We start from the raw sequence: 24,742 nt of genomic DNA, 5'->3' as shown, positions 1-24,742 counted from the left end.
TATTTGATGCAGATCGAGAACTCTTTCCAAGAAACAGAGGTAAATAAGTCCTGTTCTTGCGCTAGCGTCATGCCATGCCCGCCGACGTGTACACGGCCTCAGTGCTCGGAGCCCGCATTCGCCACTACCGCTCGCTCGCGAAGCTCACGCTCGACGACCTCGCGGCAATGCTCGAGACGAGCCCCAGCCGCATCTCACTCATCGAGAACGGACGGCGCGAGCCGAAGCCGTCAGAGCTGCCCTCCTTCGCGAGGGCGCTCGGGGTGACGATCGAGGACCTCGTGCGCGCCGAAGCTCCGAACAGCCGAGCCGCGCTCGAGCTCGAGCTGAAGCGCGCCCAGGCCTCCCCGCTTTTCGCGGGCCTTGGCCTGCCGAAGCTGCGCGGCGGCAAGGGCATGCCAGACGACACCCTCGAGACGCTCGTCGGCCTCCACCGTGAACTCGAGCGTCGCGCACAGACCGCATCTGCGACACCAGAGGAGGCGCGCATCCGCAACACCGAGCAGCGGGCGTGGATGCGGGAGCGTAACAACTACCTGCCCGAGATAGAGGCGGTCGCCGAGGAGCGCCTCCGCCAGGTCGGGCACGTCGCCGGGGCTCTCACGCACCGCGAGGTGCACCTCATGGTCGAGCAGCTCGGCCTCGAGATCGCCTACGCCGACGACCTGCCCCGCTCGACGCGCAGCATCACTGACCTCGAGAACGGGCGCATCTATCTGCCGCCGGAGTCGATCCCGGGCGGCCACGGGCTGCGCTCGATCGCCCTGCAGGCCGTCGCCCACCGCATCCTGGGCCACACGCCGCCGGACTCGTACGCCGACTTCCTGCGCCAGCGCCTCGAGATCAACTACTTCGCGGCCGCCTGCCTCATCCCCCGCACGCAGGCCGTCGACTTCCTGAGCGCCCGCAAGAAGGACCGTGACCTCGCCGTCGAGGACTTCCGTGACGCGTTCGGCGTCACCCACGAGGCGGCCGCGCTGCGCATGACGAACCTCATGACCGAGCACCTTGGGATGCGCATGCACTTCCTCCGAGTCGGCTCGGTCGGCGAGGTCTACAAGGCGTACGAGAACGACGATCTGCCCCTACCGCTCGACGTGACGGGCGCCGTCGAGGGGCAGATCGTCTGCAGACGATGGGGTGCGCGGCGGGCGACGGAGATCGAGCACCGCACCACCGAGTTCTGGCAGTACACGGACACCCCTGCCGGCACGTTCTGGAGCACCATCCAGACCGGCAAGTCGGCCGAGGGGGTCTTCTCGGTCACCTTCGGGGTGCCGTTCGACGACGCGAAGTACTTCCGCGGGCGCGACACCGAGAACCGGCAGGTGTCCCGCTGCCCGGACGAGACCTGCTGTCGGCGACCTGACCCGGCACTCACCGCACGTTGGGCCGGCCGCGCCTGGCCGAGCGCCCGCCTGCACGCGCAGATCCTCGCATCCCTGCCCGCAGGCCGCTTCCCAGGCGTCGACGACAGCGAGATCTACGCTTATCTGGAACGGCACGCGCCCTGATCTCCGGGCCGCGAGCACTCCCCCGCGCGACCGATCGGAGCATCACGATGACCCACGCCGAGCACCTCGACGAGCTGACTCTGGAGGAGAAGGCGTCCCTGACGAGTGGTGGCAGCTTCTGGTCGACGAAGGCGGTCGAGCGGGTCGGGATCCCGGCGGTGACGCTGACGGATGGGCCGCACGGCGTGCGCCTGCAGCGTGAGGGTGGCGACCACCTCGGGCTCGCCGACAGCGTGCCGGCCACCTGCTTCCCGCCCGCCGTGGCGCTCGGGGCGAGCTGGGACGCGGATCTCGCCCGCCGCGTGGGGGTCGCGCTCGGCGAGGAAGCCAGGGCGGAAGGCGTCGGCGTGCTGCTCGGGCCGGGCATCAACATCAAGCGCTCCCCGCTCTGCGGCCGCAACTTCGAGTACTTCTCGGAGGACCCGCTCGTGAGCGGCGTCATGGGCTCAGCACTCGTGGGCGGGCTGCAGAGCCAGGGTGTCGGCTCGTCGCTCAAGCACTTCGCCGCGAACAATCAGGAGACCGACCGGCTGCGGATCAGCGCCGATGTCGATGAGCGCCCGCTGCGCGAGATCTACCTGCGCGCCTTCCAGCGGGTCGTCACCGAGCAGCAGCCGTGGACGGTCATGTGCTCGTACAACAAGATCAACGGCGTCTACGCCTCCGAGAACCACTGGCTCCTCACGACCGTGCTGCGGGAGGAGTGGGGCTACGAGGGCCTCGTCGTCTCCGACTGGGGCGCCGTCGACAACCGGGTCACCGGCGTCGCCGCCGGGCTCGACCTCGAGATGCCGTCCAGCGGCGGACGCACGGATGCTCAGCTCGTGGATGCGGTGCGCTCCGGCGACCTCGACGAGCAGCACGTGACCACGGCCGCCCGCCGTGCGCTTGAGCTCGTCGACAAGATCGTGGCGGGCGCGGACGCATCTGCGAGCTACGACGTCGACGAGCACCACACGCTCGCCCGCGAGGCGGCTGGACGCAGCATCGTGCTGCTAAAGAACGACGGCAACCTGCTGCCCCTCGACCCCGGCTCCGACGAGACCATCGCGATCATCGGCGAGTTCGCGCGGACGCCCCGCTACCAGGGCGCCGGCAGCTCGCTCATCAACCCGACCCGCCTCGACGACGCCCTCACCGAGCTGAGCCGGGTCGCCGGCGACCGGGTGCGGTTCGCGCCCGGCTTCACGCTCGACGATTCCGGCGATACCGAAGCGCTGCGAGCGGATGCGGTCAAGACCGCCGCGAGCGCATCCGTCGCCGTGCTCTTCCTCGGCCTCCCCGCGCACGAGGAGTCCGAGGGCTTCGACCGTGAGCACATGGACCTCCCCGCCGACCAGCTCGAGCTCCTCGCCGCGGTGCAGGCTGCGAACAAGAACGTCGTCGTCGTGCTCTCCAACGGCGGCATCGTGCGCACCTCGACCTGGCAGCACCTCGCGCCTGCCATCGTCGAGGGCTGGCTGCTCGGCCAGGCCGGAGGCGGCGCAACCGCCGACGTGGTCTTCGGCGTCGTCAACCCCTCCGGGCGCCTCGCCGAGACCATCCCGGTGCGCCTCGATGACTCCCCGGCCCACCTCGGGTTCCCCGGCGCGTTCGGCCACGTCCGCTACGGCGAGGACATCTTCGTCGGCTACCGCGGTTACGACGCGCGGAGCACGGAGGTCTCGTTCCCGTTCGGCCACGGCCTGTCGTACACGAGCTTCGCCTACGACAACCTCGCCGTCGAAGTCCAGGACGGCGGCCTGCGCATCCAGGTGGAGGTCGCGAACACGGGCAGCCGGGACGGGCGTGAGGTCGTGCAGGTCTACACGGGCCTGCCGGGCTCCGCTGTACCGCGCGCGATTCGCTCGCTGACCGCGTTCTCGGTCGTGGAGGTCACGGCCGGTTCGACGGCAGCCGTCACCATCGAGGTCCCGCGCTCTGAGCTCGCTTACTTCCACCCGGTCGCCGGGAAATGGACGGTGGAAGGCGGCGAATACCGCATCGAGGTGGGTGCCTCGAGCCGCGACATCCGCGCCTCGACGCGGGTGTCGGTCGCGGGTGACGAGCTCGCGCTCACCCTCGACGAGACGTCGACGATCGCCGAATGGCTGGACGACGAGCGCGGTGGACCGCTGCTCCGCTCCGCCCTCCTCGAAGGGGACAGCGGACTGGCCGGGATGCTGTCCGACCCGGAGATGCTCAAGATGCTCGGTTCCATGCCGCTCGGGCGCGTCGCTGCGTTCCCGGGAAGCCCCCTCGACGAGTCGGCGCTCGGCGAGCTCGTGGCGAGCGCGAAGCGCTAGACGCAGCACACTGTGCCGGTTCGGGAGCTCCCGGACCGGCACGCCGGGTCGGGACGGGCCAGTCAGGTCAGTCGGGTCAGGCGGGCAGCACCACGCTGACCTGCGCCCGCACCTGCTCGACGATCTCGTCGTCCGACAGCGAGACGTTGACCGACGCCGCCATGGTGGTGAACATGATCGCGGAGACGACCTGCGCGAGTGCGCGCGCGGTGTCGGCCGTCGCCGCGGTCTCGCGGTCGATGACGTCAGCGACGAGGTCCTGCGTCTGGCTCGTCAGTTTCAGCGCCTCGGCGTGCCGCGGCTCCTGGGGATCGCCGAAGACCATCTCGCGCAGGTAGGTGCGGCCGTTCTCGACCTGCTTGCGGTTGCACGCCACGACGGGGCGAAGCACGGCAAGCACGCCGTCGAGGGCACCAGTCGCCTCAGCTGAGGCCGCGCGGCCCTCTTCGAACGCGGTCTCGTACATGGAGTTCTGCACGAGCAGCAGCAGCTCGCCTTTGGTCTTGGCGTAGAGGAAGAGCGTGCCGGTGCCGATGTCGGCCCGGTCAGCGATCTCCTGCGTTGTGACGTCGTCGACCCCGCGCTCGGCGAAGAGCTCGCCAGCCGCCGCCGTGATGCGCTCGAGCTTGTCGAGCTTGTTCCGCTCGCGGCGTCCCAGTGGCCGGCCGTCGGTGGTCATCGGATCTCCTCCGGGAATAGATATTGAGCAGACTCAGTTATGAGTTTAGTCGCTATCGACTGAGGACCGGTGCTCACGCCGATTCTTCCACGCCGCCCCAGGACCCCGTCATCATCACTGACCAGACGACCCGAGCAACAGAAAGACCACCCATGCCCTCACTCAACGGAGCAGTTGTCCTCGTCACCGGCGCGAACGGGGGCATCGGCACGAACTTCGTCCGCGAGGCCCTCGCCCGCGGCGCCGCCAAGGTCTACGCCACGGCCCGCACGCCACGCACCTGGGACGACGAACGGGTCGTCCCCCTCGCCCTCGACGTCACCGACTCCGCGTCCATCGCAGCGGTTGTCGAGGCGGCGCCCGACGTGACCGTGCTCATCAACAACGCCGGGGCCTCAGTCTCGTCCCCGGGCATCCTCTCGCACAGCGACGAGGAGATCCGCGCCAACATTGAGGTCAATTTCCTCGGCCCGCTCTTCCTCGCGCGCGCCTACGCGCCGCTCCTCGCCAAGCAGGACGGAGCTGCCATCATCGACGTGCACTCGGCACTCAGCTGGTACGCGGTCGCTGGCATTTACAGCGCGACGAAGGCGGCCCTTTGGTCGGCGACGAACTCACTGCGCGTGGAGCTCCAGCCAGCGGGCGTGCATGTCGTAGGGGTTCACGTGGCCTACGTCGACACCGCCATGGCAGCAGGCGCCGACGGCCCGAAGCTCGACCCTGCCGTGCTGGTGTCGAAGGTCTACGACGCGACAGAAGCTGGCGAGTACGAGGTGCTTGCCGACGAAACTTCCGTGCAGCTGAGGGCCGGGCTCAGCGCCCCGCTCGAGGCCGTCTACCCACAGCTCGGCCGCCCGACCAGCTAGCAGCTCGCAGCACGCACGACCGGGGAGGGGTTCCGCCACCAAGCGGCGCCCCTCCTCCCTGCGACGCGCCTGCAGACTTCGCGCTCGCGCATCCCTGCTCCGTCAGATGGATGCGCAACCCCCAGGTCTGCGCCGGAGGGACGCGTGCGGACCCTTCCAGTAGTCCATCCCGGGCTGTCGCGGCTGGTCGTTTCGCACCCAGAGGAGGATCAAGGTGCTGAAGTGCTTCTGCACGGCGGTCTCGGAGTTCAATGTCTTCGGCATGATGTCGGCTCTCTTCTCTCAGCTGGCCGATGAACGCGTGAGGAACTCGACGGCCACCGGCGCGAACTGGTGGTGGTACTGGAAGATGCCGCCGTGGCCCGAGTCGGAGTACATGACGAGCTCGGAGCCGACGATGCGCCCGTGGAGGTCGTTGGAGAGCACTGATGGAACCATGCGATCGTTGTCGCCGTTGGCGATGAGGGTCGGCTGCGTGAGTTTCGAGAGGTCGGAGGGCGCGGAGCGGCCGTAGCGCTGGATCGCCCGCAGCTGCGTCTGGAATGCCTTCAAGCTGATCGACGTGTCGCGGTCGACCGTGCGCTCCGACAACCGGGCGACGAACGCCTTCGCGGCCCGCTTGCCGCGGTCGTCGCGGTTGAAGAAGAGGAACTCCTTGATGTCCGACCGGGTGAGGATGGATCGCACGAGGTCGAGGTAGGTGACACCGACGACCTTGTCCATGTCCTTCCCGCCCCGCGGACCGGTGCCCGTGAGCACGAGGCGGCGCACGAGGTCGGGGTGCTTGACGACAAGGTCCTGCGCGATCATCCCGCCCATGGAGAACGAGAAGACGTCGACCTTGTCGTAGCCGAGCGCGGTGATGAACTCGTACGCGTGGTCGGCGGCTTCCTCGATGGTTCTCGGGACGGTTCCCGTTGAGGCACCGACGCCGCACTGGTCGAAGGTGATGACGTGACGCTTCTCGGCGATGGGGTCGACGATGCGGGGGTCCCAGTTGTCGAGCGTGGCCGCGAGGTGCACGAAGAAGATGACGGGGATGCCTTCCTTCGGACCCAGCTCACGGTAGGCGTAGCTGATGCCGCCCACGGTGATGCTCTTCGCCGGGGCGAGCGCGTAGGAGGTGACGACGGGCTCATTGGATGCACTGCTCATGATGTTCTCTCTTGGAACCTGGAGGGAGTGGGTTGGGGTGTGACCGCTGACGGTCAGAGGTTGCTGATGACGGCCTTGCCGCGGATACCGCCACGGCCCAGCGACTCGAGCGCCTCCACGGTCTGGTCGAACGGGTACACGCGTCCGACTACCGGCCGAATCGTTCCGTCTTCGACGAGCGCGGTGATTTCGCGCAGCTGCTCACCGCTCGCTCGCATGAAGAGGAAGCGGTAGTCGACGCCGAGCCGCTTCGCCTGCTTGCGGACCTTCCCGCTGAGCCCGGTGATCGCGAGACGCAGCAGGGGATTCAGGCCGGCACTCCGCGCGAAGTCAGGGGTGGGCGGCCCTGAGATGCCGACGGCGGTTCCACCGGGCTTCAGAATGCGAAGGGATTTCTCAAGGTTCTCGCCGCCCAGGCTGTCGAGCACGAAGTCGTAGCCGCTGAGCAGCCGCTCGAAGTCGTCGGCTCGGTAGTCGATCGCGTGGTCGGCGCCGAGCCCACGGACGAACTCGGCGTTGGCCGCGCTCGCCGTGGTGGCTACCTCGGCACCGAGGTGCTTGGCGAGCTGGATCGCGATGGATCCAACTCCGCCCGCACCGGCGTGGATGAGCACCTTCTGCCCGGGCTGCACGCGGCCGATCTCAACGAGGGCCTGCCAGGCGGTAAGGGCGACGAGCGGGAGCGAGCCCGCTTCTTCCATGGAGATGCCGGAAGGTTTGAGCGCCACGTCCGCCTCATCGATGGCGATGCGCTCGGCGAACGTGCCGATGCGGTGGTCGCGGGGCCTCGCGTAGACCTCGTCTCCTGGGCGGAACCCGCGAACCGCCGCGCCAACCCGGAGCACCGTACCGGCGACATCGTGGCCGAGAGTCAGCGGCAGCTTGTACGGCAGGATCTGCTTGAACTCGCCGATGCGGATCTTCTCGTCGAGCTGATTCACGCCTGCGGCCTGCACCTGGACAAGCACATCACGGTCTCCCAGGACCGGTTCGGCGACGTCGGCCTCGCGAAGGGGCATTTTGTAGTTGGAGAAGGTGAACGCTCGCATGGGTGAGACTCCGGAGTCGAGATCGCGTGATGGTTCGCCCTGCAATTGCCGAGCGTAGTCAATTCTGAGTCAACTCAGTAATCTAGTCAATGCGGACCGCACGACCGTGCCCGCCGGGGCCTCAAGGTGTCACACGCCCGAGAGGTGCCCTCCTCGCCGAGCCGCGACGATGAGCGCGACGACTGCGACGCACATCCCACCGAGCACGACCGCAGCGACCAGCACCGCATCGGCCAGCGACCCACCGGTGGCAATAGCGCCGACGCCGATCGCGGTTCCTGCCTGGAGGGCGTAGGCGATGACATACAGTGGCGACAGGCTCGCACCCCGATGCTGCGCGGGAGCGAGCCGATTGATGAGCCCCAGCCCACCCGTGAACGCCAGTGCGTAGGCGACACCACCCACGAGGCACCACCCGAAGAAGAGCGGAAGAGAGCCGAACACGCTGGCGGCAGCCATGAGCACAAGGCTGAGGAGCGTGACGATCGCTCCGGCCAAGACCGAAGCGTGTGCCGAGATCCGAGAGAGCAGCAACCCGGTGACCCCGATCGTGGCCGAGGAGCAGGCCAGGATGACACCGATCAGCGCGCTGCTCTCCGTGTCAGCGAACTCCCGGATCATGTGCGCGCCGAGGGAGAGGAAGATCGCCCCGACGCAGTACGCGAGCGCAACCGACAGGGTCGAGGCCGTGAACCCGAGCCGGATGCCCGCCGGCACCCTGGGCCGCTGGGGTCGCCACCGGCGGCGTTCCGTCGGCCGGTCGTCCGGCGAGAGCGCGAGCAGCCAGATATTCATCGCCGCCAGCCCCAGCAGCACGACATAGCTCCAGACGAGCGGCATGGCGATGAACTCGGCGAAAAGTCCACTGAGCGCCAGCGCGGCGGTCAGGCCTATGGCGGTGGACACGGTCGCCGCGGAACTCGCGAAGCGCGGGCTCGCACTCGTGTTGTTCTCCACCAGCGAGGCGGTAGCTGCGCCCATGGCGAGGCCCGCGCCCACACCCTGCAGCACCCTCCCCGCAAAGAGGAACCCCACGTTCGGAGCGACAGCGGAGACGAGGGCAGACACCCCCGACGAGCGCGACGCCCCCGATCATCACGAGGCGCCTGCCGAAAAGGTCGGAGAGGTTGCCGAAGAGCGGGAGCGTGATCACGAGTGCAACCTGGTAGGTGGCAAAGACGCTCGTAACGACGACGGGAGAGAGGTCCCACTGCTCCGCGTAGAGCGGGTAGAGGACGCTCGGCGCCCCAGACGACCAGAGCGCGAGGGCGAGCACGAACGCAGCGGCCCAGAAGGCCGACCGCACGCCCGCCTGCGACACATCGCGGCCCGCGGCCACTTCAGACAACGGGGACAATCGGTGCGTCGGAGCGTTCGGAGGCGCCACCCTGCAAGCCGCGGAGGCCGATCCTTTGACCGAAAGTGGTGTAACACATGCACAGTCTCCTCACACGCGGGCTGGGGTTGCGCCGCCTGGCATGACCCTAAGAAGCTGACTCTGTTTTAGCAACCCAGAGGGTCGATCTCGGTCACACACGGCGGCCCTGCCCGACTCCAGCGCACATCCGGGGCCGGGCCCACCTGGCTCCGAAAAAGGGAGTCAGGTTAGAGTCGCAGCATGCCCCGCCAGTCGCCAGCACTCACAGAGGCCCTGAACGGCTCGTGCGCTATCGCCCGCTGCCTCGGCGTCCTCGATGACCCGTGGAGCTTCCTCCTCGTCAGGGAGGCGCTGCTCGGGCGAAGAACCTTCGCGGAGTACCGTGACGGCCTCGGCATCGCCAGCGACGTGCTCAGCGCCAGGCTCGCGAAGCTCGTGGACGCCGAGGTGATGACCAAGACCTCGTATCAACAACCGGGGCAACGCACGCGCGAGGCCTACGACCTCACGCCGGCCGGCCGCGAACTGAGCGCAGTGCTCATCGCGATGAAGCAATGGGCCGAGACTCACCTCCCCAGAGAAACGCCGCCGAAGGTGGATGCGCGCGGCCGCGAAGGCCAGACACCCATCACCTCGCACCTCGTGGATGCACACGGCAACACCGTGCGGTCCGACGAGGTCTCGTTCGTGCGACGCTGAGCTTCCACCGAGCTCGGTTCAGCCGCGCATCACGAACGGGTCCCCCACCGGCTCCTCGTTCGTGTTGACCCACACGCTCTTCAGGCGCGAGTACTCATGCATCGACTCGATCCCGTGCTCGATTCCCACGCCAGAGTTCTTGAACCCCTGCCGCGGCGACATCGGTGACATCGCACGGTAGGTGTTGATCCAGATCGTGCCAGCGTCCAACCGCCGCGACATCCGATGCGCGCGGGCAAGATTCTGCGTCCAAACGCCAGCAGCCAAGCCGAACTCCGTGTCGTTGGCCAGGCGCACCACCTCGTCCTCGTCGTCGAACGGCATGATCGCCGCGACGGGCCCGAAGATCTCCTCGCGCACGACGCGCATCTGGTTCGTCACGTCGGTGAGCACGGTCGGTTCGAAGAAGTACCCGGGCAGCGCAACGTCCGGGCTGCCGCCGCCAGAATGAACCCGTGCGCCCTCATCCACGCCGATCCCGACGTACGATCGCACCTTCTCGAGCTGGGCCTCGAAAGCCAACGGGCCGAGCTCGGTCGCGGCATCCATCGGGTCGCCGATGACGATCGACTTCGCCCTCGCAGAGACACGCTCGAGCAGCTCGTCATACACCGAACGGTGCGCGAAGACACGACTACCGGCGATGCACGTCTGCCCTGCCGCCGCGAAGATCCCCGCGATGACCCCCATCGCCGCGTTGCCGACGTCAGCGTCACCGAACACGATATTCGGGCTCTTTCCGCCGAGTTCGAGCGTGCAGCCGATGAACCGGGCGGCCGCGCTCGAAGCAATGGCCGAGCCGGTGCGCGTCGAGCCGGTGAAGGAGATCTTCGCGATGCCCGGATGCTCGACCAACGCAGCACCGGCCTCGTTCCCGAGTCCGGTCACCACGTTGACGACCCCGTCCGGGAAACCGGCTTGGGCGGCGAGCTCAGCGAAGCGCAGCACCGTTCGCGAGGTGTACTCACTGGGCTTGATGACCACGGTGTTGCCCGCAGCGAGGGCCGGCGCGATCTTCGACGTCGTCAACGTCAGCGGCGAGTTCCACGGGGTGATCGCGGCCACCACGCCGAGAGGTTCATGCTGCGTGTAGTTCAGGATGCGCAGGTCGTTCGTGGGGATCTGCGAGCCCTGGATCTTGTCCGCGAGTCCCCCGTAGTAGTAGAGGTACTCGGGGAGCGACGCGAGCTGGCCGCGCATCTCTCTCAGGAGCTTGCCGTTGTCGAGGCTCTCGAGCGTCGCGAGCTCCTCGGCGTGCTCACCGACGAGGTCACCGAGTCTGCGCAGGAGACGCCCGCGCTGCGTGGCAGTGAGCCCGCGCCAGGTAGGGGCGTCGAACGCTCGCGCTGCGGACGCGACGGCGACCTCGACGTCAGCTCCGTCGCCGCGCGCCGCCTCGTACAGCGTCTCCAGCGTGGCCGGGTTGGTGCTGGCGAAGTACGCACCGCCCGCCGGGTCGCGCCAGGTTCCGTCGATGAAGTGCCCGAATCGTTCAGTCACTGGATGCTCCTTCTGCGTCGTTGATGAGGTGGTCGATCTCTTGGGCGAGCTGCCGAGGGGCCTGCACGGGAAGCATGTGGCGCACACCTGGAAGCACTCGAGACTCGGCGCCCGGGATGCGCGCGGCAAGTCGCTCGGTCATCTCCGGAGTTGACCCCGGGTCGAGCTCGCCGGTGATCGCTAGCGTGCGTTGCCGGATGCCCGAGAGGAACGGCGCGATCGCACGGTCGCCCGTGGCGAAGACCTCGTAGGCGTGGACGAACGACTCGACGTCGTTCGATTCGAGCGTGCGCTTGGTCTCGGCGACAAGCTGCGCACTCACGGTCGTGCCCGCATACCAACGCTCGATCGAGCGTTCGACGGTCGCCGTGAAGTCGTTCTGCGCCGTCGCCAGGCGCCCGAGTACGGCCGCGGACTCCGCATCCGTTCGCTCGCAGACCGAGCTCACGCAGCCGAGCGTGCGCACCCGGTGCGGTGCGGCGACGGCGAGCTGCTGGGCGATGAGTGCCCCCAACGAGAAGCCGACGAGGTGGCATTCACCGTCAGGCAACCGCGCCTCGACATCCCCGGCGAGCTCGCCGAGTGACGTCCGGGACCTCAGCGGTGGCCTCGACCCGTGGCCTGGAAGGTCGAGGGCGACCACCCGATACCCCATCTCTTCGAGCATGGTCGAGGTCTCACCCCACATGAGTCGGTCGAGGCCGACTCCGTGCAGCAGCACGATCGGGGCCGCGAGAGCGCGATCCAGCATCCGCCGACAACCGCTACTGCTCGGACGCGAGCGGCGCGAGGCGCTGCTGAGGGCGCCCCTGCGTTGCTCCCGCGAGCGCGATCAGGATCTCGTCGGCGTGCGGCGCATCCGCGACCCGCACCTCGAACGACTGGTGGTGTGACCTGATGGTGGCGTCCGTGAAGTGCTTGAGGGGGATGTCGAAGGCGACGCCCGCCGGGCCACGCTTCTCCACGGCGGGCAGCAAGGTGCTGGCGTTCGCCGCCCGACGGAAATGGTCGCCGAATTTCAGCGTGTGGATGAGCGCGGACCCGTGCTCGATCTCCCCGCGCAGCCCCACGATGGCAGCTTTCCCGTAGGCCTGGAGCGGCGCCCCGAGGGCCTCCATGACACGAGGCGCAAGCAGCGCACCGACTTCGGACGCAGTCGAATCGATCCCAGAGCTGAGGTCCTCCACGAAGCCCTGCCCAGCCCATGGGTTCTCGATGATGGCGGCCACGACCGCGATGCGGGCGACGGGTTCGACCGGGCGTCCGCCCTCGGTCAGCGTCTCGTCGACGATGGTGATGATCTTGCGAACGTTCATGAGGCGATGCCTTTCAGTATCTCGGAGGACACTGGCAGGTCAGTGCGCCTGTCTCCGATTCTTGGGTGGGGGCGGGAACCCGACGATGCAGCTGCGATGACCGCGATCTCGTCGGCGTGGGGGGCGTCCGCCAGGTGCACGTCGAGCGTCTGGTAGTGGCTCCGAGTTGCCGCGTGTGTCTTGTGCCACAGCGGTACCCGGATGTCCCCGCTCGCGTCGGCTCGTGCATCCGCGAAGCAGATGATCGAGGTTCCTTCGAGGAACTCGCGAACCAGATTGCCGAAATACGGGGTGTGGATGAGCGCGCCCGCGTGTTCGATCTCACCCGCGACGCCGACAACCGCGGCCTTGCCGAAAGCTTCGATTCCATCGGCACCGCCGAGCACCGACAGGAGCCGGTCCGTCAGCAGCTTCGCCACGACGGGAGCGAGTCGCTCCGTGTGCGAGTTCAGATCGTGGAGCGGAGCCTCGTCGATCCACGGATTGCGGATGACGGCGACGGCGCTCGCCCGACGGATGGGGGCGGGCGCGTCGACGCCGCCGTCGGAGACGAGGTCTTCGTGTGCGGTGAGGATGCGTCGAACACCGAGCGAGACAGCGAGTTCCGTCAGCGCGACGGTCGGCGACTCGGCACCCGTCAGCAGGGCGCTCAAGCGGCCACCTCCACCGCAAACGCCGACCCTCGATCGCGCTGAGGCAGGATCACGGCCTTCGTGTCACGCATCGTCCTCATGTTCTCCATCGCCTCATTCACCTGCGACAGCCCGTAGCGATTCGACACGATCGCCGAGAAATCGAAGTGCTCCGCCTGCTGCGCGAGGAAAAGCAGCGCCTCGCGGTAGTGCGTGATGTCGCCCGAGAACGCACCTCGAACATCGAGGTTCTTCATGGTGATGCGACCAGGCGGCACGGGCGTGTCCCAGCCAGCGACCTGCCCCATGAGCACGTACCGTGCGCCCTTGCCCGCGAGCTGCAAGCCTTCAGCGAACGCCGTTCTCCCGCCGGACATCTCCAGCATCTTCGTGGGACGACGGCCATCCGTTGCGACCAGTACCGCCGCCTCCCTCGCTTCCGGAGTCGTGTGCTCCTCGACGGAGACCGTGGCGGTCGCCCCGTAGGAGGTGGCCAGCGCGAGTCGGTCTGCCGGCCCGCCCACGACGACGAGCTCCCGATACGAGCCGAGCGAGAGCATCGCAGTGGCGAACAGTCCGATGGGGCCGCTGCCCTGCACAAGCACCGTGTCGCTCGGCTTGGTGCGCCCAAGCGTCTCGACCGCGTTGGCGGCAGAGCGCACGGCGCAGGCGGCGACACTCGCGAGCTCGTCGCTCACCGCATCCGGCACTCGGACCCGCCCGGCGCGGGGCAGGACGACGGAGTGCTCCGCGAATCCTCCAGCGCCGTACGGCACCTGCTCGCAGTTCAGGTAGCCGTACATCTGCGGTCGCGAGCACAGCGCCGAATCTCGCGCAGACGCGCAGCCCTCGCACGCACCGCAGGGGGCGTGCGACCAGATCACGCGATCACCCGTCGCCAGCGGTTCACCGAACGAGTCGAGCTCAGCACCCTCACCGAAGGCGAGGATGCGCCCGACCATCTCGTGCCCCGGGACCGACGGCAGCGCGGCGGGAATGGTCAGGTGTCCGAGCCAGCCGTGCACGTCGGTGCCGCAGACCGAGCACGCGAGCACCTCCACGAGCAGCGACCCAGGAGCGAGCCGCTCCGGCAGGGGCACCTGTTCGATCGTCAGCGGCTCACCGTGCGCTCGGACGACAGCCGCCCTGGTGCTGGTGGGGAGACCGCCCGTCACGACGTCGCCTCGACGTACTCGTTCGTGAAGGTCTCGGTCGGACGCAGATCGGACAGCCCCTGCGACGACTCGAGCAGACGGACGTTCGCCTCGTAGCCGCCCTCCGGCATCTTGCCGTCGGTCGTGAAGATTCCAAGGCTCTGCTCGAGCACCTCGGTGTAGGCGGCCGGGTCCTCTCCGATGAGGTTCGCCGGCATGACCTCGGTGATCTCGGCCGCCGTGTGCTCCTGCATCCACTCGAGTGCCCGCACTGTGGCCTGAGCGATGCCAGCTGCCGCGTCAGGGTTCGCCTCGAGCCACTCGTTCTTCGTGTAGAGCGTCTCTGCCGCGTAGCCACCGTCGCCGAAGAGCGCCGTGGCGCCGTCGACCGTGCGTGTGTCGATGAGGATCCCCGTGCCGCTGTTGCGGGCTTCGAACTGCGAGAACGCCGGCTCGAACATCCACCCAGCCACGACCTGGCCGCCTTCCATAGCAGCAACCGCGCTCGCGCCGGTTCCGGTCGTGACGAGGCTCACGTCCTGGATGTCCAGACCGTCGCCCTGCAAGGCCTCAGCGAAGTACGCCTCCTCCGCGGATCCGGGAGCCGCGATGCCGACCGGCTGACCGGCAAGGTCGCCGATCGTCGTCACCTCGGCCGCACTGCTCGGGGGAACCGCGAGCACGGCGCCTGGGCTCCGGGACAGGACGATGAACGAGGTGTAGTCCTGGCCTTTCGACTGCATCCGCAGCGTGTGGTCGTAGAAGCTCGCCGCGACCTGCGCGGAACCCGAGGCGACCGCCTCGAGGGCTTTCGTTCCCGACTGCAGGTCGGTCAGTTCGACCTCAACACCGGCTTCCTCGAAGTACCCGAGTTCGTCGGCAAGGACAAGGGGGATGTTGTGCAGGTTCGTGAGCCCCGCAACGGCGATCGTCGTCGGACCGTCGCTCGAACCCGCGCCCTGGGCGTCCGCACAACCGGCGAGGCCGAGACCGAGTCCGATGATGGATGCGCCTGCGAGCAGGCGGGTGATTCGTTGCTGCATGATGTCGCTCCTGGAGATTCGAGGGAAAGGAGTTGCGCTGAAAGGAGTTGCGCTGAAAGAAGGGGATGTGGTGAGGACTTGGCCAGAGGGAAAGCCGAGTCAGTGGGTGCCGGCTGCACGCCAGCGCAGGAGGTGCTTCTCGGCGCGAGTGATGAAGAACTCGATGACGAGCACGAAGACCATGAGCGTGATCATTCCCGCGAAGACGCTGGTGGTGTCGAAGGTGCCCTGCGCCTGCGCGATCACGTAGCCGATACCGCGGAAGGCGCCGAGGTACTCACCGATCACGGCCCCGATGATCGCGAAGCCGACGCTCGTGTGCAGGCTCGAGAAGATCCAGCTGAGCGCGCTCGGGATGTAGACGGTCTTCAAGAGCTGCGCCTCGGATGCGCCGAGCATCCTCGAGTTGTTCGTCAGCACGCGCGGGACGCTGCGGATGCCCTCGAGCGTGTTGAAGAACACGACGAAGAACACGAGCGTGAAGCCGAGCGCGACCTTCGACCAGATGCCGATGCCGAACCACAGGAGGAAGATCGGCGCGAGGACCAGCCTCGGCATGGCGTTGAACATCTTGATGAACGGGTCGAACAGGTCCGCGAGGAACTGCACGCGACCGAACAGGACGCCCAATAGGAGACCGCCACCGACGCCGATGACAAACGCCAGAAGCGTGGCCTGTGTCGTAGCGAGGAGGTGAGGATAGATGAAGCCGGAAGTGAACCACTCGACGATGCGAGCGAAGACTGCCGTCGGCTCGCTGAAGAAGAACGGATCGAGTGCCCCGGTCGTTGCCCCGAGCTGCCAGAGCGCGATGAATGCGACACCGAGCGCAACCTGGTAGCCGAGCATCCGCAGCTTCCGGTTGCGATTCGCGGTCGCGAGCTTCCGCCCCTGCGTGGCCTCGCTTGCCTGCACGGTGGCCCTCGCCGCGACTGCCGCGCTCACGCTGCCACCTCCGACTCGACGTTGAGCTGGTAGGTCTTCATGACTTCTTCCTTGAGGCAGTCCCACACCTCGCTGTAGATGCGTTGGAACACGGGGTCGCGCTTGATTTCGAGGAGGTCCCTCGGACGTGCGATGGGAACCTCGAACCGCCCGACGATGGTGCTCGCGGGTCCGGCGCTGAGGACGATGATCTCGTCGGACAGCGAGACCGCCTCGTCGAGGTCGTGCGTGACGAAGAGTGTCGCTGCTCCGCTCGCGCCCCAGATGTTGAGGAGCTCGCCCTCCATCACGAGTCGTGTCTGCACGTCGAGCGCGGAAAACGGCTCGTCCATCAGAATGAGGCTGGGGTTCGTGATCCACATCTGTGCCATGGCAACGCGACGGCGCTGTCCGCCGCTCAACTGCGCCGGGTATCGCCCCTCGAAGCCCTTCAAGCCCACCCGCTGGAGCCAGTCCGCTGCCACCTTCCGGGATTCGGCTGCACGCTCGCCCCGGTAGTCGAGCGCGAGCGCCACGTTGTCGATCGCCGTCCTCCACGGCAGGAGCGCGTCCTGCTGGAAGAGATAGCCGGCGTCACTGTTGAGCCCCTTGAGGGCGTGCCCCTGCGCTGTGACCGTGCCCTCCGTTGGCGTCAGCAGGCCAGCCGACATGTTCAGGATGGTCGACTTGCCGCACCCGGTCGGGCCCACCACCGAGGTGAATCGGCCGGGTTGAGCTGTGAGGGAGATATCCCTCACAGCTGTGTACGCGCCTGAGCCCTGATCAGGGAACGTGATCGCGCATTCAGCCAGTTCCACAATCGGCTCTGGTCGTCGCTCGCTTGCTTCTCGTATGGTCACCGCTGTCCAATCGTCGAGGCCTTCTCGAACACGCCACTACGGACATCAGCCGCTGTTGCATGCATGGTGTGGTCGACGCTAATCACCCATCCCAGGTGGTGTCAACACCCTTCTCCCCTGGAAACATAGTCTTCACACGCGGAAAGCTCCGAGAAACAGGAATCTCAGACAACGATCTGTGGCATACATCGGTGTATGGTGATGTACAAGGAAGCCGACGCCTCACGCGGAGAAAGCCGAGCTGCAATGACACAGATAAAAACCGAGACCAGCCCAGTCATCGAGCAGATCCGATCTGGCATCGTCACCGGCAGGTTCGAACCAGGCGAACTCCTCGCGGAGATCCGTCTCGCAGAGGAATTCCAGGTCAGCCGAACCCCTATTCGCGAGGCGCTCAAGCAATTGCAGATCGAGGGCCTCGTCGAGATCAGGCCTCGCGTCGGGTCATTCGTCCGCAAGCCCACGCGACGGGAAGTCGTAGAACTCTTCCAGATGAAAGAGGCACTGGAAGGCCTCGCCGCGGGCCTCCTCGCCCAACGCGGTGAGGTGCCGGAGCTGCGCCGTCTCGAACAGAACATCGCCGACGAGCGCGAAGCCGTCCGCCGTGGTGACGCCGGGGCGTATGCCGCTCTTGTCCACGACTTCCACCAGACGCTCGTCGACGGAGCCGACAACCAGAAGCTCACCGAACACTACGAGCTGCTCATGAACCAGCTTGCCTACCACCGCCTCGTTCAGCAGACCCTCGAGGTGCCAGGTCGTCTCGCGAGCTCGCTCAACGAGCACGCCGTCATCCTGGAGGCGATTCGCACGCGCGACCCGCTCACCGCGGAGCTCTCCGCGCGTCGTCACGTAGCGGCGGCACGCCAAACCGTCGCCATCGCCGCGTTCACCGACCTGGAGCAGCACTCCAGTTAGACCTTCGACGGCCTGAACCGCGACGAGACAGGGACTGGGAATCCCTGGATGAGTGAGTCCTGAATCGAAGAACATGTGAGCGGCACACTGGTTCCACCGGCCAGGCTGCGCATTCACTTCAGCGGCACCATCTGGCGCTCGCCCGCACAACTCAGGAGAATCCCGTGCCCAAGAACATCGACATCCAGGTCCCGTCCCTCACCGGCAAGCTCGCGCTCGTGACGGGCGCGAGCGACGGCATCGGCTTCCACATCGCCAGTCGCCTCGCCCGCGCTGGCGCCGAGGTGATCATGCCCGTGCGCAACCGCGAGAAGGGCGAGAAGGCCGCCGAGCGCATCCGCAACTCGAACCCGAGCGCAAAGCTCGAGCTGCGCGACCTAGACCTGTCGTCGCTGGCCTCAGTCGCCGCCCTCACAGGGGAGCTGGTCACCGAGGGACGCCCCATCAACATCCTCATCAACAACGCCGGCGTCATGACGCCGCCAGAGCGCCGCGCGACAAGCGACGGCTTCGAGCTGCAGTTCGGCACCAACCACCTCGGCCACTTCGCGCTCACGACCGGCCTCCTCCCGCTCCTCAAGGAGGGCAAGGCACACGTCACCACGCAGATCAGCGTCGCGGCGAACCAGGGCGCCGTGAACTGGGACGACCTCAACTGGGAACGCAGCTACAGCAACATGGGCTCGTACAGCTCGTCGAAGATCGCCACCGGCCTGCTGGGGATGCACCTGCACCGCCTCAGCGAGGCGAACGACTGGGGCATCACGAGCAACCTCTCGCACCCCGGCATCTCCCCCACGAACCTCCTCTCCGCACAGCCGGGCATGGGCCGCACGAGCGACACAACCGAAGTCAAGGTCATCCGCGTGCTCTCGCGCATCGGCGTCGCCGGCACCCCACAGAGCGCCGCGCTCCCCGCGATCCTCGCCGCGACGAGCCCAGACGCGAAGGGCGGCCACCTCTACGGGCCGAAGGGCCCAGGCCACATCGGCGGCCGCCCCGCCGAGCAGAAGCTCTACTCGCGAGTCACGAGCGAAGCGGATGCGCGCCGCCTGTGGGAGCTGTCCGAGCAGTTCGTCGCCGAGCACGCGGCCCGCTAGCCTCGCGTCATGGACAGAGCCCAGCTTGCCGACTTCCTCCGCAGTCGCCGCGAGGCGCTGCAGCCGGACGACGTCGGCCTGACGAAGGGGCCGCGCCGCCGGACGGCGGGCCTGCGGCGCGAGGAGGTCGCGGCGCTCAGCGACATGTCGGTCGACTACTACAGCCGACTCGAGCAGAGCCGCGGCCCGCAGCCGTCCGAGCAGATGCTCGCCGCGATCGCCCGCGGTCTGCGACTCACCGTGGCGGAGCGCGACCACCTCTTCCACCTCGCCGGCCACCAGCCGCCGAAGCGCACGATCCGCGGCGAGCACGTCGCGCCGGGGCTCATGCGCATCCTCGACCGGCTCGCCGACACCCCAGCCCAGGTCATGACGGCCATGGGCGAGACGCTCGTGCAGACGCCAGCGGCGCGGGCGCTGTTCGGCGACGAGACCCGCTTCACCGGCAACGCCCGCAGCGTCGTCTACCGCTGGTTCACCGACCCGGGCGCCCGCGACGTCTACCCAGATGACGACCACAAGAAGCTGGGCCGGGCCTTCGCCGCGGATGCGCGCAGCTTCGCGGCCCAACAGGGTCCGGGCTCGCGCGCGCAGCGGGTCGTGGACGCGCTCCTCGTCGAGAGCCCGGAGTTCGCCGAGATCTGGGCCGACCACGAGATCAACGCGACGCACGAACTCGAGAAGCGGGTGCAGCATCCCGAGACCGGGATGATCACCGTGCAGTGCCAGTTCCTCGTCGACCCCATGCAGGGCCAGACGCTCTTGGTTCTCACGGCGACACCAGGCACCCAGAACTACGACAAGCTGCAGCTGCTCTCCGTGCTCGGCACGCAACGCCTGACCGCGGGCGCCTGAAGCCGCGAGCGCCCGCCCCCGGTAGCGCAGCCGTCCCGCATCCACCACCGCGACCGCAACCGCCCCGCATCCACCACCGCGACCGCCCCGCATCCACCACAGCGACCGCCCCAGAAGTTGTGGTTTTGTGCTGTTGCGCCACTTCACAACGGCATCTCGCCACAACTCTGCGCCGCCTCGGATGCACGCGAAGCACACCCGCCAGGGATGCCAATGACGCCGCCGACACCGCCCTGCACCTGAGGCCACAGCCCCATCCCCCCCAGAGGACGCCCCATCCCGCAGGGGACAGAGTTGTGGCCCGGTGTCGTTCCCGCGAACGGGAACGACATCGGGCCACAACTTTCTGGAGTTCGGCGGCGGTAGCGGCAGCAACCGCAGAGTCAGCAGCGGCGGCAGCGGCAGCGGCGGCGGCGGCGGCAGAGAGTCCGCAGCCGCAGCCTCGACGCGCGTTAGTCGCTCGCGGGCTTCTTCGCGGTGGGCCGGCGCCTGCGCACCGTGCGCGGGCGGTCCGCCTCGACGTCAGACTCCGCCTCGTGGACTCGGGCCGGCCGCCACACGACGACCTCCGTGCGACGGGCCATGCGGCGCCCGTGCGCGAGCGGCACGACGTCGCCGCGCTCGCCAGCCGCGAAGACGCGACCGCCAAGCCTCGTGAGTCGCTCGTCGGCAAGCTCCGCCTCGAGCGCGCGTACGCGACGGCGCAGCCCGAGCACCTCGCGCTGCAACTCGAGCACGCGGGCGATGCCCTCCAAGCTCACGCCCTCGTTCGAGAGCACCGCGATCTCCCGCAGCTGCGCCACGTCGCGCAGCGAATAGCGCCGCACGCGGCCCGCCGTACGCTGCGGCGTGACCAGACCCATCCGGTCGTATTGCCGCAGGGTCTGCGGGTGCATGTTCGCGAGCTCGGCGGCCATGGCGATCGCGAAGATCGGGGCGTCCTCGTCGAGGTCGGAAGGGAGTGCCATGAGCGCCCCTACCTGCCTTGGCGGGCGAGGCGGAGGAGATCCTCGCGCGGGCTCTCGTCACCGGATGCGGCGACGAAGTCAGCGAGGGCCTTCTCTTGCGCGCTTGAGAGATGGTTCGGGACCGCGACCTCCAGGTGCACGAGCAGATCGCCCTTGCCCTTCTTCGTCTCGATGCCGCGGCCTTTGACGCGCAGCGTCTTGCCGTTCGGGGTGCCGGGCGCGACCTTCACGCGCACGGTGCCGCCGTCGACCGTGGGTACCTCGATGGTCGCGCCGAGCACTGCCTCCGCGAAGGAGACGGGCACGGTGACCTCAAGGTTGAGGCCCGAGCGGGTGAAGACGGGGTCCGGGCGCACCGTCACCGTGAGGATCAGGTCTCCCGCTTCGCCGCCGTTGGGGCTCTGGCCGCCCTTGCCGCGGAGTCGGATCTTCTGCCCGTCCTCGACGCCGGCCGGAACGCGCACCTTCACTACGCGTCCGTCCTGCCCCTGCAGCTCCACGGTGTCGCCCTTGATGGCGGTCATGAAACCGAGGGTCGTGGATGCGCTCTGGTCGCGGCCCTTCTGCGGTCCGGTCTGGAACCCGGCGGGGCGACCTGCGCCGCCGCCGAAGCTGCCGGCGCCGAATCCGCCGCCACCTCCGCCGAACATGGAGCCGAGGAGGTCCTCGAAGTCCGCATTCGACGCGCCTCGGCGCGCACCGCCGCCGTTGAACATCCCGCCGAACACGTCCTCGAAGCCCGCGCCTCCGGGGCCGCCTGGGCCCTGCTGGAAGCGGGCGCCGGAGCCCATCGCGCGCATCTGGTCGTACTCTGCGCGGTGCTCTGGGTCGGAGATCACCGAGTAGGCCTCGGAGATCTCCTTGAACTTCGCCTCAGCAGCGGTGTCTCCCGGGTGCGAGTCAGGGTGGTACTGACGCGCGAGCTTCCGGTACTGCTTCTTGAGGTCTTTTTCGTCTACGTCCTTCGATACGCCGAGCACCGCGTAGAAGTCCTTGTCAAACCAATCCTGACTGGCCATATGGTCCTTCTGTTCCTAGGAATGAGCATGTCTTCTGGATGAACACGAGAGGGGGCCCGCGTCTGCGGTGCCCCCTCCCGTGTTCGATCGGTGCGGGTGCGCCGATCGCGGTGCTTACGAAGCGGGTACGAACACCGCTGCCTTCGCGACGCGGACCACGCGGTCGCCGACCGTGTAGCCGCGCTCGACAACATCGGCGATGGTGTCGGTCGTGACGCTCGGGTTCGGCAGCTGCGCGATCGCCTCGTAGCGCTGCGGGTCGAAGGCCTCGCCGGCCTCGCCGTATGCGGTGAGGCCGAGGCGCTCGACTGCCGTGCGGAGCTTGTTGGCGATGACGGCCATGGGCGTGTCCTCGACGAGGTCGCCGTGCTTCTGGGCACGGTCGAAGTCGTCGAGCACCGGGAGGAGGGAGCGGAGCACTTCAGCCTTGGTGGCGTCGTATGCCTCGCTCTTCTCACGGTCGGTGCGACGGCGGTAGTTGGCGTACTCCGCCTGGACGCGCTGCAGGTCCTGGAGGCGCTCCTGGGCGAGATCGCTCTCACCAGGCGTGCCCTCGGTTGGTGCGTCTTCCGCGCCTTCGCCGCTGAGGAGCTTCTCGAGGTCCTCAACGCTCAGACCTTCAGCCGCGGCTTCAGCAGCCTCGCCGGATGCCGGGTCGGTGTCGTCCGGGGTGGACTCCGCCGACTCGGCACCAGCAGCCTTGCCGAGGTCGCGAACTTCGCCAGTCTCCGGGTCGATCCGACGCTTGTCGTTGATGATCGGCTCGTTTGCTTCTCCCGAGCTCTCGGGACCGCGTGCTTCTGACTCGTTTCGCTCTTCAGCCATGACTACTTGTTGTCCTTGTCGTCCTCGTCATCCACGACCTCGGCGTCGACGATGTCATCGTCGGCCGCCTGGTCTCCGGCGGGTGCGTCAGCCGTGGGGGCTTCCGCTGCCTGCTCAGCCTGGGCTGCGGCGTAGATTGCCTCGCCGAGCTTCGTCTGGCTGGTGTTGAGCTTGTCGAGCGCCGACTTCACTGCCGCGTCGTCGTCGCCTGCGAGGGCCGTCTTGAGAGCGTCGACGTCGCCCTGGACCTCGTTCTTGACGTCGGCGGGGAGCTTGTCGTCGTTCTCGGTGAGCACCTTCTCGACCTGGTAGACCGTGGTCTCGGCGATGTTGCGCTGCTCGGCGCCCTCGCGACGCTTCTTGTCCTCTTCCGCGTGCTCTTCCGCCTCGCGGACCATGCGCTCGATGTCTTCCTTGCCGAGGCTGGAGCCGCCGGTGATCGTCATCGACTGCTCCTTGCCCGTGCCCTTGTCCTTTGCAGAGACGTGCACGATGCCGTTGGCGTCGATGTCGAACGTGACCTCGATCTGCGGCATGCCACGGGGGGCCGGTGCGATGCCGGTGAGCTCGAACGTGCCGAGGTTCTTGTTGTCGCGGGTGAACTCGCGCTCGCCCTGGAAGACCTGGATCTGCACGGACGGCTGGTTGTCGTCGGCCGTCGTGAAGGTCTCGCTGCGCTTGGTGGGGATGGCCGTGTTGCGCTCGATGAGCTTGGTCATGATGCCGCCCTTGGTCTCGATGCCGAGGGAGAGCGGGGTGACGTCGATGAGGAGGACGTCCTTGCGCTCGCCCTTCAGCACGCCAGCCTGGAGAGCGGCGCCGACTGCGACGACCTCGTCGGGGTTGACACCCTTGTTGGCGTCCTTGCCGCTGAGCTTCTTGACGAGCTCTGCGACTGCGGGCATGCGGGTGGAGCCACCGACGAGGACGACGTGGTCAATCTGGTCGACGTTGATGCCGGCTTCGCGGATGACGTCTTCGAACGGCTTGCGGGTGCGCTCGAGGAGGTCCTTGGTGAGGTCCTCGAACTTGGCGCGAGTGATGCTCGTGTCGAGGTTCGCGGGGCCGTTCTCCGTGAGGGAGAGGTAGGGCAGCTGAATGCTGGCGCTCGTGGAGCTGGAGAGCTCCTTCTTCGCCTGCTCAGCGGCTTCCTTCAGACGCTGGAGTGCGATCTTGTCGTTCGCGACGTCGACGCCGGTCTGCGACTTGAACTCCGTGATGAGGTACTTGACGAGACGGTCGTCCCAGTCGTCGCCACCGAGGCGGTTGTCGCCGGCGGTGGAGCGCACCTGGATCGTGGAGAAGTCGTCGTCCTTGCCCACTTCGAGGAGCGAGACGTCGAACGTTCCGCCACCGAGGTCGAAGACGAGGATGAGCTCGTCCTCCTTACCCTTGTCGAGGCCGTACGCGAGTGCGGCCGCCGTGGGCTCGTTGATGATGCGGAGCACGTTGAGGCCGGCGATCTCGCCGGCTTCCTTCGTGGCCTGACGCTCTGCGTCGTTGAAGTACGCGGGAACGGTGATGACCGCGTCGGTCACCTTGTCGCCCAGGTACTGCTCGGCGTCGCGCTTGAGCTTGCCGAGGATGCGCGCGGAGATCTCCTGCGCGGTGTACTTCTTGTCGTCGATGCCCTGGGTCCAGGTGGTTCCCATGTGGCGCTTGACGGAGCCGATGGTGCGGTCGACGTTGGTGACTGCCTGGCGCTTGGCGGTCTCGCCGACGAGCACGTCGCCGTCCTTCGTGAAGGCGACGATGGACGGGGTGGTGCGGAAGCCCTCGGCGTTTGCGATGACCTTCGGCTCGCCACCCTCGAGGACTGCGACGCAGGAGTTCGTGGTTCCGAGGTCGATTCCAACAGCACGTGACATGTGTGGTTCTCCTTTTGTAGAGCTGCTTGTGTGAGTCTGAGTCGGCCCGAGTTGCAGCCTCGATCAAGATCGTCGAGATGCATGCAGACCTGAGCCGTATGCGCTCAAGTTTACTCGGCGCCGACCATGCGTCAA

At 67.5% G+C, this 24,742-nt stretch carries 23 protein-coding genes; 7 read left to right on the top strand and 16 right to left on the bottom strand.

All coding sequences use genetic code 11. The features are described from left to right. Positions 1–74: 74 nt before the first annotated feature. Both ABVF28_RS07195 and ABVF28_RS07190 read left to right on the top strand, forming a co-directional pair. Positions 75–1,514, top strand: a complete 1,440-nt coding sequence (locus tag ABVF28_RS07195; protein WP_371029986.1) for a helix-turn-helix domain-containing protein — start codon at positions 75–77, stop codon at positions 1,512–1,514. Positions 1,515–1,561: 47 nt separating this feature from the next. After that, a complete protein-coding gene (locus tag ABVF28_RS07190) occupies positions 1,562–3,799 on the top strand; it encodes a beta-glucosidase (protein ID WP_371029985.1) in 2,238 nt (745 codons plus the stop codon). Positions 3,800–3,875: 76 nt separating this feature from the next. Here the strand turns inward: ABVF28_RS07190 and ABVF28_RS07185 are convergent, their stop codons facing one another. Further along, positions 3,876–4,478 (bottom strand): TetR/AcrR family transcriptional regulator, encoded by a 603-nt coding sequence (locus ABVF28_RS07185; protein ID WP_371029984.1) that lies wholly within the window; start codon positions 4,476–4,478, stop codon positions 3,876–3,878. A gap of 152 nt (positions 4,479–4,630) precedes the next feature. Between ABVF28_RS07185 and ABVF28_RS07180 the strand changes: the two genes are divergently transcribed. Further along, positions 4,631–5,344, top strand: a complete 714-nt coding sequence (locus ABVF28_RS07180; protein ID WP_104285386.1) for an SDR family oxidoreductase — start codon at positions 4,631–4,633, stop codon at positions 5,342–5,344. Positions 5,345–5,626: 282 nt separating this feature from the next. Here the strand turns inward: ABVF28_RS07180 and ABVF28_RS07175 are convergent, their stop codons facing one another. The 3 genes from ABVF28_RS07175 to ABVF28_RS07165 all read right to left on the bottom strand — a co-directional run bounded on the left by ABVF28_RS07175 (position 5,627) and on the right by ABVF28_RS07165 (position 8,583). Next, positions 5,627–6,499: an alpha/beta fold hydrolase gene (locus tag ABVF28_RS07175; protein WP_371029983.1), complete on the bottom strand. Its 873-nt coding sequence runs from the start codon at positions 6,497–6,499 to the stop codon at positions 5,627–5,629. Positions 6,500–6,552: 53 nt separating this feature from the next. Further along, positions 6,553–7,548 carry an NADP-dependent oxidoreductase gene (locus ABVF28_RS07170; protein WP_371029982.1) on the bottom strand — a complete coding sequence of 332 codons (996 nt, stop codon included), beginning with the start codon at positions 7,546–7,548 and terminating at the stop codon, positions 6,553–6,555. 129 nt (positions 7,549–7,677) lie between these two features. Further along, a complete protein-coding gene (locus ABVF28_RS07165) occupies positions 7,678–8,583 on the bottom strand; it encodes an MFS transporter (RefSeq protein ID WP_371029981.1) in 906 nt (301 codons plus the stop codon). A 583-nt stretch (positions 8,584–9,166) separates the two neighbouring features. Here ABVF28_RS07165 and ABVF28_RS07160 point away from each other — a divergent pair. Beyond that, positions 9,167–9,625 (top strand): winged helix-turn-helix transcriptional regulator, encoded by a 459-nt coding sequence (locus ABVF28_RS07160; protein ID WP_371029980.1) that lies wholly within the window; start codon positions 9,167–9,169, stop codon positions 9,623–9,625. An 18-nt stretch (positions 9,626–9,643) separates the two neighbouring features. Here ABVF28_RS07160 and ABVF28_RS07155 read toward each other — a convergent pair whose 3' ends face one another. The 8 genes from ABVF28_RS07155 to ABVF28_RS07120 all read right to left on the bottom strand — a co-directional run bounded on the left by ABVF28_RS07155 (position 9,644) and on the right by ABVF28_RS07120 (position 16,952). After that, positions 9,644–11,125 carry an aldehyde dehydrogenase gene (locus ABVF28_RS07155; protein WP_371029979.1) on the bottom strand — a complete coding sequence of 494 codons (1,482 nt, stop codon included), beginning with the start codon at positions 11,123–11,125 and terminating at the stop codon, positions 9,644–9,646. Continuing rightward, complete coding sequence (locus tag ABVF28_RS07150; RefSeq protein WP_371029978.1) at positions 11,118–11,876, bottom strand: alpha/beta fold hydrolase; 759 nt, start codon at positions 11,874–11,876, stop codon at positions 11,118–11,120. Before ABVF28_RS07150 ends, ABVF28_RS07155 begins: the two co-directional genes overlap by 8 nt. A 13-nt stretch (positions 11,877–11,889) precedes the next feature. Continuing rightward, positions 11,890–12,441, bottom strand: a complete 552-nt coding sequence (locus tag ABVF28_RS07145; protein ID WP_104285376.1) for an amino acid synthesis family protein — start codon at positions 12,439–12,441, stop codon at positions 11,890–11,892. Continuing rightward, entirely contained in the window at positions 12,438–13,094 is a 657-nt protein-coding gene (locus tag ABVF28_RS07140) for an amino acid synthesis family protein (RefSeq protein ID WP_371029977.1), read from the bottom strand. Before ABVF28_RS07140 ends, ABVF28_RS07145 begins: the two co-directional genes overlap by 4 nt. Then, a complete protein-coding gene (locus tag ABVF28_RS07135) occupies positions 13,091–14,248 on the bottom strand; it encodes a zinc-binding dehydrogenase (RefSeq protein ID WP_371029976.1) in 1,158 nt (385 codons plus the stop codon). Before ABVF28_RS07135 ends, ABVF28_RS07140 begins: the two co-directional genes overlap by 4 nt. Beyond that, positions 14,245–15,270, bottom strand: a complete 1,026-nt coding sequence (locus ABVF28_RS07130; RefSeq protein WP_104285374.1) for an ABC transporter substrate-binding protein — start codon at positions 15,268–15,270, stop codon at positions 14,245–14,247. The genes ABVF28_RS07135 and ABVF28_RS07130 overlap by 4 nt, the downstream gene beginning before the upstream one ends. Positions 15,271–15,369: 99 nt before the next feature. Continuing rightward, positions 15,370–16,215, bottom strand: coding sequence for an ABC transporter permease (locus ABVF28_RS07125; protein ID WP_371029975.1), 846 nt, complete (start codon positions 16,213–16,215; stop codon positions 15,370–15,372). After that, positions 16,212–16,952, bottom strand: a complete 741-nt coding sequence (locus tag ABVF28_RS07120; protein ID WP_371029974.1) for an ABC transporter ATP-binding protein — start codon at positions 16,950–16,952, stop codon at positions 16,212–16,214. The genes ABVF28_RS07125 and ABVF28_RS07120 overlap by 4 nt, the downstream gene beginning before the upstream one ends. A gap of 348 nt (positions 16,953–17,300) precedes the next feature. On the opposite strand from ABVF28_RS07120, the gene ABVF28_RS07115 reads away from it, so the two are divergent. From ABVF28_RS07115 to ABVF28_RS07105, 3 genes are all read left to right on the top strand, one after another. Next, positions 17,301–17,972 (top strand): GntR family transcriptional regulator, encoded by a 672-nt coding sequence (locus ABVF28_RS07115; RefSeq protein WP_371029973.1) that lies wholly within the window; start codon positions 17,301–17,303, stop codon positions 17,970–17,972. A 164-nt stretch (positions 17,973–18,136) separates the two neighbouring features. Then, complete coding sequence (locus ABVF28_RS07110) at positions 18,137–19,072, top strand: SDR family oxidoreductase (RefSeq protein WP_371029972.1); 936 nt, start codon at positions 18,137–18,139, stop codon at positions 19,070–19,072. 9 nt (positions 19,073–19,081) lie between these two features. Further along, positions 19,082–19,927: a helix-turn-helix transcriptional regulator gene (locus tag ABVF28_RS07105; protein ID WP_371029971.1), complete on the top strand. Its 846-nt coding sequence runs from the start codon at positions 19,082–19,084 to the stop codon at positions 19,925–19,927. A gap of 452 nt (positions 19,928–20,379) precedes the next feature. Here ABVF28_RS07105 and ABVF28_RS07100 read toward each other — a convergent pair whose 3' ends face one another. The 4 genes from ABVF28_RS07100 to dnaK form a co-directional block, all read right to left on the bottom strand. Continuing rightward, positions 20,380–20,895, bottom strand: coding sequence for a heat shock protein transcriptional repressor HspR (locus ABVF28_RS07100; protein WP_371029970.1), 516 nt, complete (start codon positions 20,893–20,895; stop codon positions 20,380–20,382). An 8-nt stretch (positions 20,896–20,903) separates the two neighbouring features. Continuing rightward, positions 20,904–21,914, bottom strand: a complete 1,011-nt coding sequence (locus ABVF28_RS07095) for a DnaJ C-terminal domain-containing protein (protein WP_104254235.1) — start codon at positions 21,912–21,914, stop codon at positions 20,904–20,906. A 114-nt stretch (positions 21,915–22,028) separates the two neighbouring features. After that, positions 22,029–22,739: a nucleotide exchange factor GrpE gene (locus tag ABVF28_RS07090; RefSeq protein ID WP_371029969.1), complete on the bottom strand. Its 711-nt coding sequence runs from the start codon at positions 22,737–22,739 to the stop codon at positions 22,029–22,031. Between the two features lie 2 nt (positions 22,740–22,741). Beyond that, positions 22,742–24,607: a molecular chaperone DnaK gene (gene dnaK, locus ABVF28_RS07085; protein ID WP_104313183.1), complete on the bottom strand. Its 1,866-nt coding sequence runs from the start codon at positions 24,605–24,607 to the stop codon at positions 22,742–22,744. Between the last annotated feature and the right edge of the window lie 135 nt (positions 24,608–24,742).

Source organism: Pseudoclavibacter sp. JSM 162008 (assembly GCF_041366455.1).
In the GTDB taxonomy this organism is placed as follows: Bacteria; Actinomycetota; Actinomycetes; order Actinomycetales; family Microbacteriaceae; genus Pseudoclavibacter.
This window is presented reverse-complemented; position numbering and strand designations above follow the sequence as displayed.